We start from the raw sequence: 16,251 nt of genomic DNA, 5'->3' as shown, positions 1-16,251 counted from the left end.
TTCAACTCAATCGGAACGGACCGCCGAATTCGCCGTCGGCGGCATGACGTGCGCGTCGTGCGTCGCGCGCGTCGAAAAGATGCTCAAGCGCGTGCCGGGCGTGGATACCGTCGCCGTCAATCTCGCGACCGAGCGTGCCACCGTGCACGCGAGCGACGCCGTCACCGACGACCAACTGCTCGCTGCCATCACGAAAGCCGGCTACGAAGCCACGCGCATCGTGCCCGACGCGCCGCCCGCCGCCGACGCATTGCACACGCGCGACCGGGAACTCGCGGCGGTCATCGGCAGCGCGGTGCTCTCCGTGCCACTTCTTGCGCCGATGGTTGCGCCGATGCTCGGCCTCGACCTCTCGCCGTGGCTGCAACTGGCGCTCGCGAGCGTCGTGCAGTTCGGCTTCGGATGGCGTTTCTACGTCGGCGGCTATCGCGCCGTGCGGGCGCTTTCGGGCAACATGGATCTGCTCGTCGCGTTGGGGACGTCGGCGGCATGGGGCGTGTCCGTCTATCAGATGTTCGCGCACGGCCACGCGCATCTGTATTTTGAGGCTTCGGCGGTGGTCATCACGCTGGTGCGCTTCGGCAAGTGGCTGGAGGCGCGCGCGAAGCGTCAGACGACCGACGCGATCCGCGCGCTCAACGCGCTTCGCCCGGACAAGGCGCGCATCCGCGATGCCGCAGATCCCGCGCGGGAACGCGAAATCGCGCTCGCGGACGTGCGGATCGGCGATATCGCCATCGTGCGGCCGGGCGAGCGCGTGCCGGTGGACGGCATCGTGCGCGAGGGCCGCACGCATATCGACGAATCGCTGATTACCGGCGAAAGCCTGCCGGTCGCCAAGGAACCGGGCGCGCGCGCGACAGGCGGCTCGATCAACGGTGAAGGCGTGATCGCCATCGAAACCACCGCCGTCGGCGCGGAGACGACGCTCGCGCGCATCATCCGGCTCGTCGAATCCGCGCAGGCGGAGAAGGCGCCGATCCAGCGGCTCGTCGATCGCGTGTCGGCCGTGTTCGTGCCGGCGATTCTCGGCATCGCGCTCGTGACGCTCGCCGGCTGGCTGCTGCACGGCGCGAGCGGCGAGACGGCTTTGCTCAATGCGGTCGCAGTCCTGGTGATCGCATGCCCGTGCGCGCTCGGCCTGGCGACGCCGACCGCGATCATGGCCGGCACGGGCGTGGCGGCGCGTCAGGGCATCCTCATCAAGGACGCCGAGGCGCTCGAGCGCGCGCATGCTATCGATATCGTCGCGTTCGACAAGACCGGCACGCTCACCGTCGGGCGGCCGGCGCTCGTCGCGTTCGACGCCGCGCCGGGCCAGCATCGCGACGAGGCGCTCGCGCTCGCGGCGGCCGTGCAGCGCATGAGCGAGCATCCGCTCGCGAAGGCAGTGGCCGCTGCCGCAGGCGATGCCAACGCGACGCGGCGCTTCGAAGCGAGCGCCGCGCGCGCAGTCGCGGGGCGTGGCGTGCAAGCGAACGTCGCCACGGCCGGGCACGCTGCCGCGCCGCGACGCATCGCGATCGGCAGCGGACGCTGGCTGCAAGAATCGAACGCGGCGGTGCCCGACGCCCTCGCCGAGCGTGCCCGCCAACTCGAAGCGCAGGGCAACACGATCTCGTGGCTGTTCGAGCCGGAGCGCGGCGCGGTGCTCGCGCTGCTCGCGTTCGGCGACACCGTGAAGCCCGCCGCGCGCGCCGCCATCGAACGGCTGTCGCAGATGGGCGTGACGAGCGCGCTCGTGACCGGCGACAACGCGGGCAGCGCGCATGCCGTCGCGCGGGCGCTCGGCATCGCGCAGGAGCGGGTGTTCGCGCAGACGCTGCCGGCCGACAAGGCGCGGGTCGTCGCGCAACTGAAGGCGTCGGCGAAAGGCGTCGTGGCGATGGCGGGCGACGGCATCAACGACGCGCCCGCGCTCGCCGCCGCCGACATCGGCATTGCGATGGCGAGCGGCACGGACGTCGCGATCGAAGCGGCGGGCATCACGCTCATGCGCGGTGATCCCGCGCTCGTGGCCGATGCCATCGACATCTCGCGGCGCACGTATCGCAAGATCCGCCAGAATCTGTTCTGGGCGTTCGTCTATAACCTGATCGGCATTCCGCTCGCGGCGCTCGGCATGCTCGATCCGATGTACGCCGGCGCGGCGATGGCGTTTTCGAGCGTGAGCGTCGTGACCAACGCGTTGCTGCTCAGGACCTGGCGCGCTCGGGCCGGACACGCGGGCGCTGAAACGGCCGATGCCGGGCGGGACGGCAAGCCGGTTGCGCGGGCTGCGTAACACGCCTTATTCAAGGCGGCGGGATAGCGACGATTCCGCCGCCGCGAGAGGCGGCTTTCCGGGCCGCGTCGGAACGTGCTTTCATGCGCTTCTTGCCACGCGCATGACGTTCCGCTCGCGGTATTGCCCGCCGCGAACGCCATGCCGATGTCGCCGGTCTTCGTGCCCGAGTAGTTCGCGGCGGCGGATGGCGACGATGCACGCGTCGCGAGAGGCGGCTTTCAGCGGCCGCGCCCGCAACGCGCCTGCATGCTCTACTTGCAACGCGCATGGCGCTCCGCGCTCGCGGTATTGCGCGCCGGGAACGCCATGCCTATATCGCCGGTGTGCGTGCCCGAGTAGTTCGCGGCCGCCAAATGGCGACGATGCCGCCGTCGCGAGCAGCGGCTTTCCGGGGCGCGTCGGGACGCGCTTGCATGCGCTTCTTGCCCCGCGCTTGGCGCTCCGGGCTCGCGGTATTGCCGCCGCGCTAACGCCATGCCGATGTCGCCCGTCTTCGTGCCCAAGTAGTCCGCGGCGGCCAGATGGCGACAATGCCGCCGCCGCGAGAAGCGGCTTTCAGCGCAGCGCATGCGCTTCTTGCGCCGCGCAGCGATAACCAGCGCCCAGCCCGGTGCGCGAATTCACCACGCTGCCACATGGCAGTGATCAACGCGCACCGTGGCAAGCATTTTGAAATCCGAAATGTTTCTCATCCTGCCCGAGGCAACGTCGCGACGAGAAAGCACTCTGCACCCACCGCTCGATAGACGGAAAAACACGGATGCCCGTTTGTGCGTGGTCGCACATTGCGGCGATTTCGCTCGCGGTACTCTGGCTTCACACACCTGACCGGCGGCGAGGCGCTGTATTGGAAACTGAGAGATTTTCGGAGCCCGACGCTGAACACATAAGCATTCAATCACGCAGCGCAGATCACAGGTCCGTCGCACCATGCAACGTCATAACGCTATGCGCGAGCGTGCGCGTATGGGCTCGCGCCCGTCCCTGTTCCAGCCAGACGCGGAGCGCATCGCGCGCTCCAGCATGACCCGCTTTACCGAAGGCTTCGAAGCACTGACGGGCGAGCATTTCGCCGATTACCCGTCGTTGCACGCCTACAGCGCCCGCGAATTCCGCCGTTTCTGGCAATACTTTCTGCAATCCGCGCAAGGGCTGGAATGGTCGGGCAACGCGGACCCGGTTTGCATCGGCGACCGCTGCGAGACCGCGCGCTTCTTCCCGCATGTGCAGTTGAACTATGCCGAGAATCTGCTGAACGCGGGCATTGCGCCCGACGACGCTCCCGCGCTCGCTTCCTGTTATGCCGATGGCGGCCGCGTTGCCTACACGCGCGGCGAACTGCGCGACCGCGTCATGCGGCTTGCGCACGCGTTGCGCGAATTGGGGCTCGCGCCGGGCGATCGCGTCGTCGCGATCATGCGCAACGACGCCGACGCGATCACCGCCGCGCTCGCCGTCACCGCGCTCGGCGCGACGCTCTCCACGGCCGCGCCCGAGAATGGCGTGCAATCCATCGTCGACCGCTTCGCGCCGCTCGCGCCGCGCATGTTGATCGCGCATACCATGCCGCGTTCGTTCGATACGGCCGGCTCGCTCAGCGCGCACGTCGCGGCGGTCGCGGCCGAACTGCCGTCGCTCACGGACATCGTGTGTCTCGACGACGTGCCGCTGCCGACCGGCATCGGCACGCGTCAGCACGTATTGCACGACCTGATCGTGCAAGGCGACGCGGCGCAATTCGCGTGGCAGCGGTTCGCGTTCGCGCATCCGCTCTTCATCATGTTTTCGTCGGGCACCACGGGCAAGCCGAAATGCATCGTGCACGGCGCAGGCGGGACGCTCATCGAGCATGTGAAGGAGCACCGGTTGCATAGCGACCTCGGCCCCGGCGACAAGCTCTTCTTCTTCACGAGCTGCTCGTGGATGATGTGGAACTGGCAGTTGTCGGCGCTCGCATCGGGCGTGCAGATCGTGACCTACGACGGCCCGGTCGCGGCGGTGGATACGCTCTGGCGCATCGTGGCGAACGAGCGCGTCACGGTGTTCGGCACCAGTCCCGCTTATCTGAAGATGAGCGAGGACGCGGGCCTCGAACCGGGCGCGCAGTTCGACCTGTCCGCGCTGCGCGCGATGATGTCGACCGGCGCCGTGCTTTTCGATTCGCAGTTCCACTGGGTGCATCGGCATGTGAAGCCGTTGCAGCTACAGTCGATCTCGGGCGGCACCGATATCCTCGGCTGCTTCGTGCTGGGCAATCCGAATCTGCCCGTGTTCGCGGGCGAGGCTCAGTGCAAGAGCCTCGGCCTCGACGTGCAGGCGTTCGATCATGGCGCGCCGACGGCGCTGCCCGGCGAGCTCGTCTGCACGAATCCGTTTCCGTCGCGGCCGCTCGGTTTCTTCGGCGACGACGAGGGCGCGCGCTTTCACAGCGCGTATTTCTCGCAGAACGAAGGCGTCTGGACGCACGGCGATGTCATCGAATTCGCGCCCGAAGGCTCCGCGCGTCTGCATGGCCGCAGCGACGGCGTGCTCAATGTTCGCGGCATCAACGTGAGTCCCGGCGAGATCTATCGCATCCTGAGCGACATTCCCGAGGTTTGTCAGGCGATGTCCGTCGCGCAAACCGGCGAGCGCGCGGGCGAGAGCGGCCAGCGAATCGTGCTGCTGCTCGTGCTGCGGCCCGGCGCGCATCTGAACGCGACGCTCGCCGTGCGCATGCGACGCGAGATCATGCGGCAAGGCTCTGCCGCGCTCGTGCCCGACGTGATCGTGCAGGTCGACGGCCTGCCGGTCACGCACAACGGCAAGCCGTCGGAGGCCGCCGCCCGCGATGCCGTCAACGGCCTGCCGGCGCGTAACGTGTCGTCGCTCGCGAATCCCGGCTGTCTCGATGGCATCCGCGAGCACCCGCTGCTTGCGCGGCAGACGGGCGAACTGCCCGCGCCGGGGCAATCGGCGGAGAGTGTCGAAGCGTATCTATGCGCGCTGTGGGAGCGGTACTTCAACTTTGCGCCGATCGGCCGGGAAGACAACTTCTTCGAGCTCGGCGGACACTCGCTGCTGGCGGCCCGCATGCTCGCCGACATTCGGCGGACGACCGGTCGCACCCTGCCGATCGCCACGTTGATCGTCGCGCCAACGATTGCGCGGCTCGCCGGCGCAATCGTTTCCGACCAGGGCACGAGCGCCGCCAACTCGACGCTCGTGCAAATGCGGGCGGGCCGCGGCCGGCCGCTCTTCATGGTCCATAGCATCACGGGATCGGCCATGGAGTGCCTGACGCTCGCGGCTACGCTCCAAAGCGAGCGGCCCATTTACGGGCTGCAGGCGCAAGGACTGGATGGCGATGAAACGCCGCAGCGCAGCGTCGAGGACATGGCGCGCGCTTACGTGCTGCGTATGCGCGGCGTGCAGCCGACCGGGCCGTACGCGCTCGTCGGCTATTCGTTCGGCGGACTCGTTGCGCTGGAGATCGCACAGCAGCTCGTGAAGGCGGGCGAGCAGATCGAGATGCTCTGTCTGCTCGATACCTACGTGCACGAACGTTGTCTGCCGCTTTCGGCGTGGGCGCGTTATCAGGCCGCCATGCTCGCCTATCGCATGCGGGAGTTCCGCTCGCTCGATGCGCGCTCCCGCGTGCGCTACGTGCGCGGCAAGGCGCTCGCGCTGACGGACCACGTCCGCATGCGGCTCGGCAAGACGGCGCAGCGGCCCGGCCCGGAGACGCGCAGCCTGCCGCCGCCGCTGATGCTCGTGCGCGAATCCATGCGCGTCGCGATGACGACCTACAAGCCGCGCCGTTATCTCGGCGGCCCGATCGTCTACGTGCGCGCGTCGATCATGCAGGACGATCGCGGCGATCCGCTGCCGGTGTGGCAGCGCGTCGCGAAGCAGGGCCTGCGCATCATGCAGGTGGAAGGACGGCATCACGATCTCGTCGTGGAGCCGCATCTGGCAACGGTCGCGATGGCGCTCGCGCAGGTGTTGTCGAATATGTGAGCCGTCGACGGCCGCGCGTGGCACTTCACGCGGCCTGAAAACCCGGCCGTGTCTCGACCGGGGCCCTCCTCTGTGCGCGCTCGGCGCGTCCATCGAATTTCTTCGATTTCAGACATGCCCGATACCGCTCGGCGCGCGGGCTGCGCATACTCCGAAAACTGTAAAAAATCGCAATCACGCAACGTCCGCATTGTTTCCTGTACGACCTATGACTACCCGCTGCCTGAGCTTTCTCCGAGTCGACGCACCCGCCGTTCTCGTCAATCACAAGCACTATTGCGCGCAACTAGGCTACGAGCACGAAACCGTCTCGCTGGTCGGGATCGAATCCAGAGCGCAACGTCTTTTGCTGAAGTACGAAACGGTGCTGCATCACCTTCGGCAGATGCCCGAACATGCGCTGCTCGTCTGCTTCGGCGAAGACTGCCTCGTGTTGAACATGCATCCGGTCGAGCCCATGGCCGATGGCCGTCAGCATCTTCTGCCCGCGCTCGGCGGCAACACCGGCAAGGAACAGACGGCGCTGCAAGTCTGGCGCAATACGCAGCCCATCCGCGATTTCATCGTTCATTGCATCGAGCAGTGCAAGATCTGCGGCGCGACCGACGACGAGATCCAGCTTCTCTCCCCGCTCGACTACATCGAGCCGCACGGCGAGCGCGGCGGCATCATGTGCGCCATGTTCTGCAATCCGCGCTACGAACCGGTCTGGGCGAACCACGCCAATCTGTGGGCTATCGTCATGGCCGAACAGGAGATGTACGGGTTCATCCACGCGTCGTTCCGCAACGCGCTCGCCGAGCACATCAACGATTGCCAGCAGAAAGGCGCGCGGCTTCTCGACTTCTCGCGACACGCGGCGTACCTGCCCGCCGAGCCCTTCAGCGTCTTCAATCCCGGCCGGCCGATCGCGCTCGTGACTTATTACACGGCGAACGTGCGCAACTACGGCGCGGTCGCGGAGCAGAACATGCGGCGCTATTGCGAGCGCCACGGCTACACGCTCTACGTCTATCGCGACACGCCCGCCGACGCCGATCCCGGCAGCACCGGCACCTGGCTCAAGCCGTGGTTCCTGCGCAAGCACCTGCCGCATCACGAATGGATGATCTGGATCGATGCCGACATTCTCTTCGTCAACCAGAAGAAGCCGCTCGAACCGCTGCTCGCTGATCGCGACATTCTCGCCGCGCACGACATCGGTCCGTGGGTCATCAACGCGGGCGTGCTCGGCTTCAGGCGCACGCCGGACAACGCGGCATTCGTCGACGAAATCTATCGCCACGTGAGCGCTGCGCCGGATAAGTCGAGCACGTACGCGAACGGCGGCGATCAGACGATCATCGCCAATTTGCTGCGCGACCGGCTCGGCTGGACGCTCGCGACCGGCCACGACTGCGTGAGTCTCAATACGCCGTGGTATTTCCAGCAGCCGTCGAGCCTCATGGTGCATTTCGTCGCCATTGCATCGACGCTGCGCGCCATGATGATGTGCGCGCAAGAACGCGTGAGCCTGCAAGCGGGCTGACGCTTTCATACCAGCGCGACGGCGTAACGCTTCTATCGCGCGCGCCACTCCGTTTGCTCTACTAGCGAGACGCTCGCCCCATTCCGGGCGACGCCTTCTCTCGAACGTGGAGCACGCATGTCAGCGCAACCTCGCCTCAATCAACTGGTGCTCACCGTCGCGTGCCCGAGCGCGGCGGGTCAGGTAGCCGCGATCGTCGGCTTTCTGGAGCATCACCACGGCTATATCGACGAACTCAGCGTCTTCGACGACGACCTGAGCGAACGCTTCTTCGTGCGCTGCGTCTTTCATGCCGCGCGCCGCGACGACACGCTGGACCTCGCGATGCTGCAACGCGAATTCGCGCCCATCGCCACGCGTTTTTCGATGACGTGGGCCATGCACGATCTCGCTGTGCGGCCGAAAGTGCTCATCATGGTGTCGAAGCTCGAACACTGCCTCGCGGACCTGCTGTTCCGCTGGCGCATGGGCGAGCTCAAGATGGATATCGTGGGCATCGCATCCAACCACACGGATCTCGCGCCGCTCGCCGCGCAGCACGGCCTGCCGTTTCATCATCTGCCGATCACGGCCGACACCAAGCCGCAGCAGGAAGCGCGCGTGCTCGATCTCTTCGACACATCGGGCGCCGAGTTGCTGATTCTCGCGCGCTACATGCAGATTCTCTCGGCCGACACCAGCCGCAAGCTCGCGGGCCGCGCGATCAACATCCATCACTCGTTTCTGCCCGGCTTCAAGGGCGCGAAGCCGTACCATCAGGCGCATGCACGCGGCGTGAAACTCATCGGCGCGACCGCGCATTTCGTCACCGACGATCTCGACGAAGGCCCGATCATCGAGCAGGAAGTGGAGCGCGTCGATCACGCGTATAGCCCGGAGCGTCTGCTCGCGACCGGGCGCGATGTGGAATGCATCACGCTTGCGCGTGCCGTGAAGGCGTTCGTCGAGCGGCGCGTGTTCATCAACGGTGAGCGGACCGTCGTGCTGCGCTAGTGGCCTGAAATGCGCCTGAAACGCAAAAGCGCCGCTCACGAGCGGCGCTTTTGCTTGAGTCGCGGCGAAGCTTACTTCACCCAGCTATCCACGCGATCGCCGTGTGCGCTGATCCATGCGTCCGCGGCGGCGGCCGGCTTCTCGCCGTTCTGCGTCGCGAGCATCACGCTGTCGATTTCGCCCGGCTTCCACTGGAACTTCTTCAGGAACGCGACGACAGGCGGCGCCTTCTTTTCCAGTTCGGGATTGACGACGTTATCGACATGCTCGGCCTCGCCGAAGACCTTCTTCGGATCTTCGAGGAATTTGAGCTTGTACTTTGCGAACATCCAGTGCGGCTTCCAGCCGGTCACGATGATCGGCTTGTTGGCGGCTTCCGAGCGCGCAAGCTCGGCCGTCATCGCGCTGCCGGAACTCGGCATGAGCCGGTAGTCGAGGTTGTATGCCTTGATCGCTTCGCTCGTCTTTTGCATGACGCCCGCGCCCGCGTCGATGCCGACGATGCGCGAATCGAACTCCGCCTTCTTCGCTTCGAGGTCGGACAGGCTCGATACGTCCGCGTTTTCCGGCACGATCAGGCCGATCTTCGCGTCATTGAAGTTCGGTCCGAGATTCACGACCTTCGACTTGAAGTTGTTCCAGTAAGCGCCGTGCGTGACCGGCAGCCATGCGGACAGCGTCGCGTCGAGGTCGCCGCGCGCCACGCCTTGCCACATCACGCCCGCCGCGACCGGCACCAGTTGCACCTGATAGCCGAGCCGCTTTTCGATGATGCGCGCCGCCACGTTCGACGTCGCCACGCTATCGTCCCATCCTTCGACGTAGCCGATCTTGATGGTCGGTTTCTCATCGGCGCCCGCACCCATGCTCGCGGCAAGGGCCGCGCTCATCGCGCCCAGCACGAACAGTCTTCTCATCGCTTTCATTGCTTTCCCCTTTGCGGCCCCACGCCGTGTATGCAGAATCGCCAGCCAGAATTGCCAGGTAACGCGCTTTTACGACACGCAGTTGTCCAGAAACGACGCGTTATTTATCGACGACGAGATCGGTGAGCGGCGTGCTGCAACACAGCAGCACCATGCCCTGATCGATCTCGCGCTGACGGATGCCGCCCGCATGTTTCATCGATACTTCGCCGGAAACGAGCTTCACCTTGCACGTGCCGCACATGCCCTGCGTGCACGACGACGGCAGGCGCACGCCCGCTTTCTTCGCGGCGTCGAGCACATGCTGCGTGCTCCCGCATTCGATCTCGCGCCGGCTCTTGGCAAAGCTCACCTTGAACGTGGTGTCGACGGGCGCGGGCGCGAAGCCGCTCGAATCATCGCGCGCTTCGATGGTCTCGGCGTGCGCGGCGATCGCATCGCCGACATGCGCGCTCGCCAATTGCGAGGCCACGTCCGCGATGGTCTCGAACGAGAAGCTCTCCTCGTGATAGTGCGTGCGATCGAAGCCACCTTCTTCGAGCAGATCGCGCACCGCTTTCATATACGGCGCGGGACCGCACGTGAAGATTTCGCGTTCGAGGAAGTCCGGCGCGATCAGCTTCAGCAGCGGCAAGCTCAAAAAGCCCGTAATCCCAGGCCAATTCGTGCGCGCGCCGACACGCTCGCACACGAACGCCGTGCGGAAGTTCGCATGATTCGACGCGATGAGATCCAGTTCGCGCGCGAAGATGATGTCGTCCGGCGTGCGCGCGCTATGCACGAAGACGATATCGGCATCGTCGCCCAGTTCGTGATGCGCGCGGCTCATCGACATGAGCGGCGTAATGCCCGATCCCGCCGAGAGAAACAGGAACTTGCGCGCCGGATGCCGCGCGCAGGTGAACTCGCCCGACGGTCCGAGCACGCGCACGCGCGATCCCGCGACGACGTTGTCATGCAGCCAGTTCGACACCTTGCCGCCCGGCACGCGCTTCACCGTAATCGAAATGGTGTGCGGGCGCGTGGGCGCGGACGAGATCGTATAGCAGCGGTTCACCGGCTCGCCGTCGATGTCGAGTTCCAGCGTGATGAACTGTCCCGGCTCGAAGACGAATGAGCGTTCATCGGGTGCACGGAAGAAAAAGCTCTTCACGTCGTGCGTTTCCTGCCGGACGTGACAGCAGACGAGCGTATCGTCGGTGTCGCTGTTCCAGCGCGCGGGCAGCGCGCCCCAGAACCTCGGTTGAGTCACGCGGCTTGGAGTCGGCTCGAACGTCGCCTGATCGCGCATCATGATGTGCCTCTTTAACGCGCCTAGCGCATGAAGGAAACGACTTTCTCGCCATGCGACGCGAGCTTCTCGTCGGGCGCGTTCGCATAGTCGCCGAGCCGCCCGATGTACCACTCGGAGAACTTCTCGACGAGCCCTTCGGTATAGGGCGAATACGGGCCCGGCTCGTAGGCGCTGCTCACCGCGCCGAGTTGCGAGTACTCGACGAGCGTGCGGTCCTGATCGTTCGTCGCGCGCCACACGGCGGTGAGGTTATCGACGTCGTAGTCGACGCCTTCCTGCGCATCCTTGTGCACGAGCCACTTCGTTCGCACGAGCGTTTCGCCTGCGGACAGCGGAATTACGCAGAACGTCACGATGTGATCGCTCATGAAGTGATGCCACGAGTTCGGCTGCGTCCAGAACGACAAGCCGCCCAGGTCCGCGCGCGCGAAGCCGCCCAACAGCTTCTTGGATGCAACTTTCGCATCGAGCGTCTGCGATTCGCCGTCGCGATCGAGCGGCAGGCGCTGCGTGCGAAAGCCCGTGACGAGATCGGAGAGACGATCGATCTCCGCGGACGGCAGATTCATCGCTTCCCACTGCTTCGTGCGTTCGACGACCGTGCGCTCGAACGCCGCCATGCCTTCCTCGTTCGCGGGCGAGCGTTGATAGCCGAAGCCGTATTCATAGAGCGAAATGGTCAGCTCCGGATGATTCGCGACGCAGTGATAGCACTCGCGATTGTTCTCCATCGTGAGCTTCCAGTTGCCCTTCTCCACGATATCGATGCTCGCCGCGATCTTGCAATCCTTCAGGCCATGCGGAAGCAGATACGGCTCCATGGCCGCGCGCATCACGGCGAAATCAGCGGGCGGTTCATCGGCGAGACAGATGAAGATCAAGCCTGCGAGATTCTCGACATGCACCTTCTTCAGGCTGTGCTTGCAGCGGTCGAACTGATCGCCCATGTGCTCCGCGAACATGAGATCGCCGTTGAGGCTATACGTCCAGCTGTGATACGGGCACACGATATTGCCGAGCGAGCCTTTCTCCTCGTTGCACAGCCGCGCGCCGCGATGACGGCACACGTTATGGAACGCGCGAATCTGCATGTCGTCGTCGCGCACGATTAGGATCGAATCGGCGCCGATCTCGACTGTCGTGTAGTCACCGGGCTCGGGCACGTCCGGCTCTACAGCGACCTGAATCCAGTGCCGCTTGAAGATGGCGTCCATATCGAGCGCGTGAATCTCTTCGCTCGTATAGAACGGCGCTTCGAGCGTGTAGCCCTTCTTGCGGCGTTCGATCATTGCGCGAACGTCTGCCGATACTTTCATCGTGTGCTCCTGCATCGCTTTGGCCCCGCTTTGGCCCGTTTATCGTCTGCTGCGCGTCGAAATCAGTAATCGACCAGTTGATGCTCCCGCAAATACGCGAGAATCACTTGTGCTTTTTCGACGGAACTCCCTTCAATTACGACGCTGCCGCCACGGCTCTCCGTCGTGGTCGCGGAGAGCATGCGCGCGTGACCGCTGCGCTTCTCCGGCGCGGCGAGGCGCTTGGGTTTCGCTGCGATAGGGCCGAGCGTCCACGCCTTGCCCTCGATGTCCACCGGCGCATTCGATGCCACCGGCACGACCTGTCCCTCGCGCATGCGCGCATACGCATAACGCGGCGCGGCATTGGCGAGCGGATGCACGGCGATGAGCGCAGGCAGTTGCACACGCACGCGCCGGCGCAGGCCCTTGGGCATGAACTGGCGCACCTCGACACCTTCCTTCGTCACGCTCAAATCGACCGCCGACCCGACGAGCGCGATGTTCAACGCATTCGCCAGCCTGTACGGCAACGTGCCGCTATCGAACGCGCCTTCTGCGCGCGTGCCCGTCAGCACGAGGTCATAGCCCGCAATGCGCTGTGCGAGCGCGGCGCTCGCATCGCCCTCGGTGTTCAGCACTTCGACGCGCGGCGCGCCGAGTGCGAGATATTCCGCAAGCGCGGGATTCGAGGGATCGCCCGCGTGCAACACGTCGAGTTGAGCGCCTTGATGTTTCGCGATATCGAACGCGATGGTCAGCGCGGCGGCGTCGTTGCGGCTATAGCGCGCGACACCGCTTACCGGATGGCGTCCCACGGAAACGAGTACGGCGATCTTCATGCGAACACTCCTTCGGCGAGCGGCGCGCCGAGCACGATGGACGCTCCGTTGCCACGCGATGCCCGCGCTGCCGCGGCTGCATCGGTAAGCGCCTTGATCGTCTCGTGCGTATCCGCGACGACCGTGAGATTCGCGCGCTTCGCAATGGGCGCGCTTGCATCGGAATTAACCGCGATGACGTGACGGCAATCCTTGATGCCTTGCAGATGCTGCACCGCGCCCGAGATGCCGAACGCGATGTACACGCTCGCCTGCACCGTCTTGCCCGTTGCGCCGATTTGCTTGTCGCGCGTGAACTTGCCGTCATCCACCGCGACACGGCTCGCGCCTATCGCAGCGCCGAGCGTGCTGGCGAGCGCCTCGAACGCGGCAACGTCGGAGACGCCATTGCCCGCCGACACGATGAAATCCGCCTCTTCCAGCGCGATCTGCGCGGCGTCCAGCTCCTCGATGCCGAGATCGACATACGTGCTCGCGGTCGATGCAGGGACGATGCCCTCGCTCGCCACGCGTTCGCCCGCGCCGACGAAAGGCAGCTTCGCATCCACCGCATTCGGCGCGAGCATCACGACCTCCGGCAATGCACGCGATGCCCATGCGCGGCCCGCTTGCGCATAACTCGCGGCGTGCGTGGCATCCAGTTCGACGACATGCGTCGCGATGCTCGCACCCGCGAGCGCCGCGTAACGGCGGCCGAGATCGCCATCGCCCGTTGCGTTGTCGGGCATGAAGAGATGCGCGGGCGCGAACGCGGCGGCGCATGCGGCGAGCGCGCGCAGTTCTTCGTCGGGCGCGAAGCGTCGGCTATCGAATGCATCCAGTTCGATGATGCGATCCGCGCCAAGCGATGCCGCGTCGTCGTTGAACGCGCCGAACGCGATCAGCACGACCTCCGTCTCGTCGTCCGCGAGCAGCGCGGCAGCGGCAAGCGCCTGGCGCGCGTGGTCGTCGAACGCGCCGCGATCGGTATGCGCCGCCACCAGCACGCTGCGTCGCGCGGGCTTCGTCGTGCGACGCGGCTTTGCCGCATCGCGATGCGCGGCATGCGCCGACGCGAAATCCTGCAGTGCGCCGGTACCGACTTCGCCCAGCGTGATCCGCCGCAGTCCCGCTGTCGTGACGATGAACGGCCGGCGCGGATCGATTCGTTTGATCGTGTTCATGCGTTACTCCAGTGCTGCGGCGACCAGCTCCGCCACGTCGAGCACTTCGGGACGAGCACCGACCACGCCTTCGAGCATCGCGGTGCATTGCGGGCAGCCCACCGCGACCACATCGGCACCGACCGCCTTCGCGTCCGCGATGCGAATGTCGGGAATGCGCTGCTTGCCGGGAATATCCGTGAGCGGCGCGCCGCCTCCGCCACCGCAACAGCGGGCGCGCATGCCGTGACGCTCCATCTCGACGACCTGTATGCCGATGGTCTTCAACATCTTGCGCGGCGCTTCGGTCTCGCCGTTATAGCGGCCGAGATAGCAGGGATCGTGATACGTGATCTTCTTGTCCGCGAGCACGGCGGCTGCCTTCGGCGTGAGCTTGCCGCTTGCCACGAGTTCGGCCATGAACGCCGTGTGATGCTGCACTTCGTAGAAGCCGCCGAGCGCGCGATACTCGTTGCGCAGGCTGTGCAGCACATGCGGGTCCGCCGTGACGATGCGCCGGAACGTATAGCGCGACAACGTCTCCATCAGCTTCGACGCGCATTGCTGGAACGTGGCTTCGTCGCCCAGGCGGCGAGCGGTATCGCCCGTATCGGTTTCGACGCCGCCGAGCACCGCGTAATCGACGCCCGCCTTGTTCAGCACCTTCACGAATGCGCGCAGCGTGCGTTGATAGCGCATGTCGAATGCGCCTTCGCCTGCTATCAACAACACGTCCACGGGGCGACCCGGCTGCGCGACCTGCACTTGCAGATCCACCGACCAGTCGTAACGCGCGCCGATGTCATAGCCGTTCGCGCTGCCGGTCTCGCGCAGATTGGCGAGCGTGATCGGACCTTTGCCCGGCACGTCGCCTTCGACGAGCGTCTGGTTGCGGCGCATATCGACGATCGCATCGACATGTTCGATCAGCATCGGGCACTCCTGCACGCACGCGCGGCACGTGGTGCAGGACCAGATGGTGTCCGCTTCGATCATGCTGGAGATCAGCGGCTTGCCCGGCGCGCCCGCATGCTTGCCGACGGGAATGCCCGGCGTGGGGCTGCCCGCATACGCCGCGTCCGTGCCGCCGACCATGCCGGTCACGAGATCCTGTATCAGCTTCTTCGGGTTCAACGGCTGGCCCGATGCGAACGCGGGGCACGCCGCTTCGCACTTGCCGCACTGCACGCAGGCATCGAAACTCAGAAGCTGGTTCCAGCGAAACTCGACCGGCTTGCCGACGCCGTATTCCTTGGCATCGAGCACGGGCTTCTTGAGCGCCGTGGGCGGCACCACGTCGTGTTCATGCTGCGCCTTGAAACGCTCCTGACGCGGATGAAACGCGAGATGCAGAAGACCCGCCATCGCGTGCTTCATCGGTCCGCCGCGCGCCGCGCCGAAGGTCATCGTGTAAGCGCCCGCCGCGATCGACAAGGCGACGATGATCGCAAGCGCGCCCGACATCCACGTTGCAGGCAGCAGCGTGAACAACGCGAGGCCGAACGCGAACGCGCCGAGCAAGAGCGGCAACGCGTCCCACGGTCCGCGCGACAGACGCGCCGGCACTTGCTTAGCGCCGTGCCTGCGCTTCCACACGAAGAACGTGCCGCCCAGCATGACGAGCGCCGCGATGAAGATCAGCTTGTCGATCCACGGCGAATAGATCGCGAGACCGTAGTTGACGAAGACGAGCGCCATCGCGAGAATCGCGCCGCCCGCTGTCGCGACGTGCGTCTTCGCGATGTACGGATCGCGCGCCACGACATGGTGCAGGTCGACGAAGTATCGCTTCGGGATACTAAGTAGATCGGCCCATCCGTACGCGCCGGCCGCGGTGGCGCGGCCTTCGCGCCAGTAGGCCGCGCGCTTCATGACGGCGAAGGCGAGACCCGCCACCGAAAGCCACAGCAAGGCGGTGATGACAAACACGGGGTTCATCGTGCAA

At 65.6% G+C, this 16,251-nt stretch carries 10 protein-coding genes; 4 read left to right on the top strand and 6 right to left on the bottom strand.

Annotated elements, in window-relative coordinates:
- Positions 1-43 precede the first annotated feature (43 nt).
- The 4 genes from LDZ24_RS14320 to purU all read left to right on the top strand — a co-directional run bounded on the left by LDZ24_RS14320 (position 44) and on the right by purU (position 8,807).
- Positions 44-2,284, top strand: coding sequence for a heavy metal translocating P-type ATPase (locus LDZ24_RS14320; RefSeq protein ID WP_371747456.1), 2,241 nt, complete (start codon positions 44-46; stop codon positions 2,282-2,284).
- A gap of 933 nt (positions 2,285-3,217) precedes the next feature.
- The gene (locus tag LDZ24_RS14315) at positions 3,218-6,286 is read left to right on the top strand and encodes an acetoacetate--CoA ligase (RefSeq protein WP_256465405.1); all 3,069 of its coding nucleotides are present in this window, start codon (positions 3,218-3,220) and stop codon (positions 6,284-6,286) included.
- Between the two features lie 208 nt (positions 6,287-6,494).
- Entirely contained in the window at positions 6,495-7,814 is a 1,320-nt protein-coding gene (locus LDZ24_RS14310) for a hypothetical protein (protein ID WP_248322898.1), read from the top strand.
- Positions 7,815-7,931: 117 nt separating this feature from the next.
- Positions 7,932-8,807 carry a formyltetrahydrofolate deformylase gene (purU, locus tag LDZ24_RS14305; RefSeq protein ID WP_175940856.1) on the top strand — a complete coding sequence of 292 codons (876 nt, stop codon included), beginning with the start codon at positions 7,932-7,934 and terminating at the stop codon, positions 8,805-8,807.
- Between the two features lie 71 nt (positions 8,808-8,878).
- Here the strand turns inward: purU and LDZ24_RS14300 are convergent, their stop codons facing one another.
- The 6 genes from LDZ24_RS14300 to LDZ24_RS14275 all read right to left on the bottom strand — a co-directional run bounded on the left by LDZ24_RS14300 (position 8,879) and on the right by LDZ24_RS14275 (position 16,244).
- Positions 8,879-9,733: a glycine betaine ABC transporter substrate-binding protein gene (locus LDZ24_RS14300; protein ID WP_175940855.1), complete on the bottom strand. Its 855-nt coding sequence runs from the start codon at positions 9,731-9,733 to the stop codon at positions 8,879-8,881.
- Positions 9,734-9,833: 100 nt separating this feature from the next.
- Entirely contained in the window at positions 9,834-11,024 is a 1,191-nt protein-coding gene (locus LDZ24_RS14295; RefSeq protein WP_248323300.1) for a hybrid-cluster NAD(P)-dependent oxidoreductase, read from the bottom strand.
- Between the two features lie 23 nt (positions 11,025-11,047).
- On the bottom strand, positions 11,048-12,343 hold the full coding sequence (locus LDZ24_RS14290; protein WP_248322897.1) for an SRPBCC family protein: 1,296 nt from the start codon (positions 12,341-12,343) through the stop codon (positions 11,048-11,050).
- A gap of 62 nt (positions 12,344-12,405) precedes the next feature.
- The gene (locus LDZ24_RS14285) at positions 12,406-13,164 is read right to left on the bottom strand and encodes an electron transfer flavoprotein subunit beta/FixA family protein (RefSeq protein ID WP_248322896.1); all 759 of its coding nucleotides are present in this window, start codon (positions 13,162-13,164) and stop codon (positions 12,406-12,408) included.
- Positions 13,161-14,327, bottom strand: coding sequence for an electron transfer flavoprotein subunit alpha/FixB family protein (locus LDZ24_RS14280; protein WP_248322895.1), 1,167 nt, complete (start codon positions 14,325-14,327; stop codon positions 13,161-13,163). The genes LDZ24_RS14285 and LDZ24_RS14280 overlap by 4 nt, the downstream gene beginning before the upstream one ends.
- A 3-nt stretch (positions 14,328-14,330) precedes the next feature.
- The gene (locus LDZ24_RS14275; protein ID WP_248322894.1) at positions 14,331-16,244 is read right to left on the bottom strand and encodes a (Fe-S)-binding protein; all 1,914 of its coding nucleotides are present in this window, start codon (positions 16,242-16,244) and stop codon (positions 14,331-14,333) included.
- Positions 16,245-16,251: the final 7 nt, after the last annotated feature.

The organism is Caballeronia sp. Sq4a, from assembly GCF_023170545.1.
In the GTDB taxonomy this organism is placed as follows: Bacteria; Pseudomonadota; Gammaproteobacteria; order Burkholderiales; family Burkholderiaceae; genus Caballeronia.
Note: the sequence above shows the minus strand (reverse complement) of the source record. Positions and strands in the feature narration are given on the sequence as shown.

Coding starts and splice junctions, on each gene's coding strand:
- LDZ24_RS14320 (WP_371747456.1), top strand. CDS start 44: ATGACGTGCGCGTCGTGCGTCGCGCGCGTCGAAAAGATGCTCAAGCGC.
- LDZ24_RS14315 (WP_256465405.1), top strand. CDS start 3,218: ATGCAACGTCATAACGCTATGCGCGAGCGTGCGCGTATGGGCTCGCGC.
- LDZ24_RS14310 (WP_248322898.1), top strand. CDS start 6,495: ATGACTACCCGCTGCCTGAGCTTTCTCCGAGTCGACGCACCCGCCGTT.
- purU (WP_175940856.1), top strand. CDS start 7,932: ATGTCAGCGCAACCTCGCCTCAATCAACTGGTGCTCACCGTCGCGTGC.
- LDZ24_RS14300 (WP_175940855.1), bottom strand. CDS start 9,733: ATGAAAGCGATGAGAAGACTGTTCGTGCTGGGCGCGATGAGCGCGGCC.
- LDZ24_RS14295 (WP_248323300.1), bottom strand. CDS start 11,024: ATGCGCGATCAGGCGACGTTCGAGCCGACTCCAAGCCGCGTGACTCAA.
- LDZ24_RS14290 (WP_248322897.1), bottom strand. CDS start 12,343: ATGAAAGTATCGGCAGACGTTCGCGCAATGATCGAACGCCGCAAGAAG.
- LDZ24_RS14285 (WP_248322896.1), bottom strand. CDS start 13,164: ATGAAGATCGCCGTACTCGTTTCCGTGGGACGCCATCCGGTAAGCGGT.
- LDZ24_RS14280 (WP_248322895.1), bottom strand. CDS start 14,327: ATGAACACGATCAAACGAATCGATCCGCGCCGGCCGTTCATCGTCACG.
- LDZ24_RS14275 (WP_248322894.1), bottom strand. CDS start 16,244: ATGAACCCCGTGTTTGTCATCACCGCCTTGCTGTGGCTTTCGGTGGCG.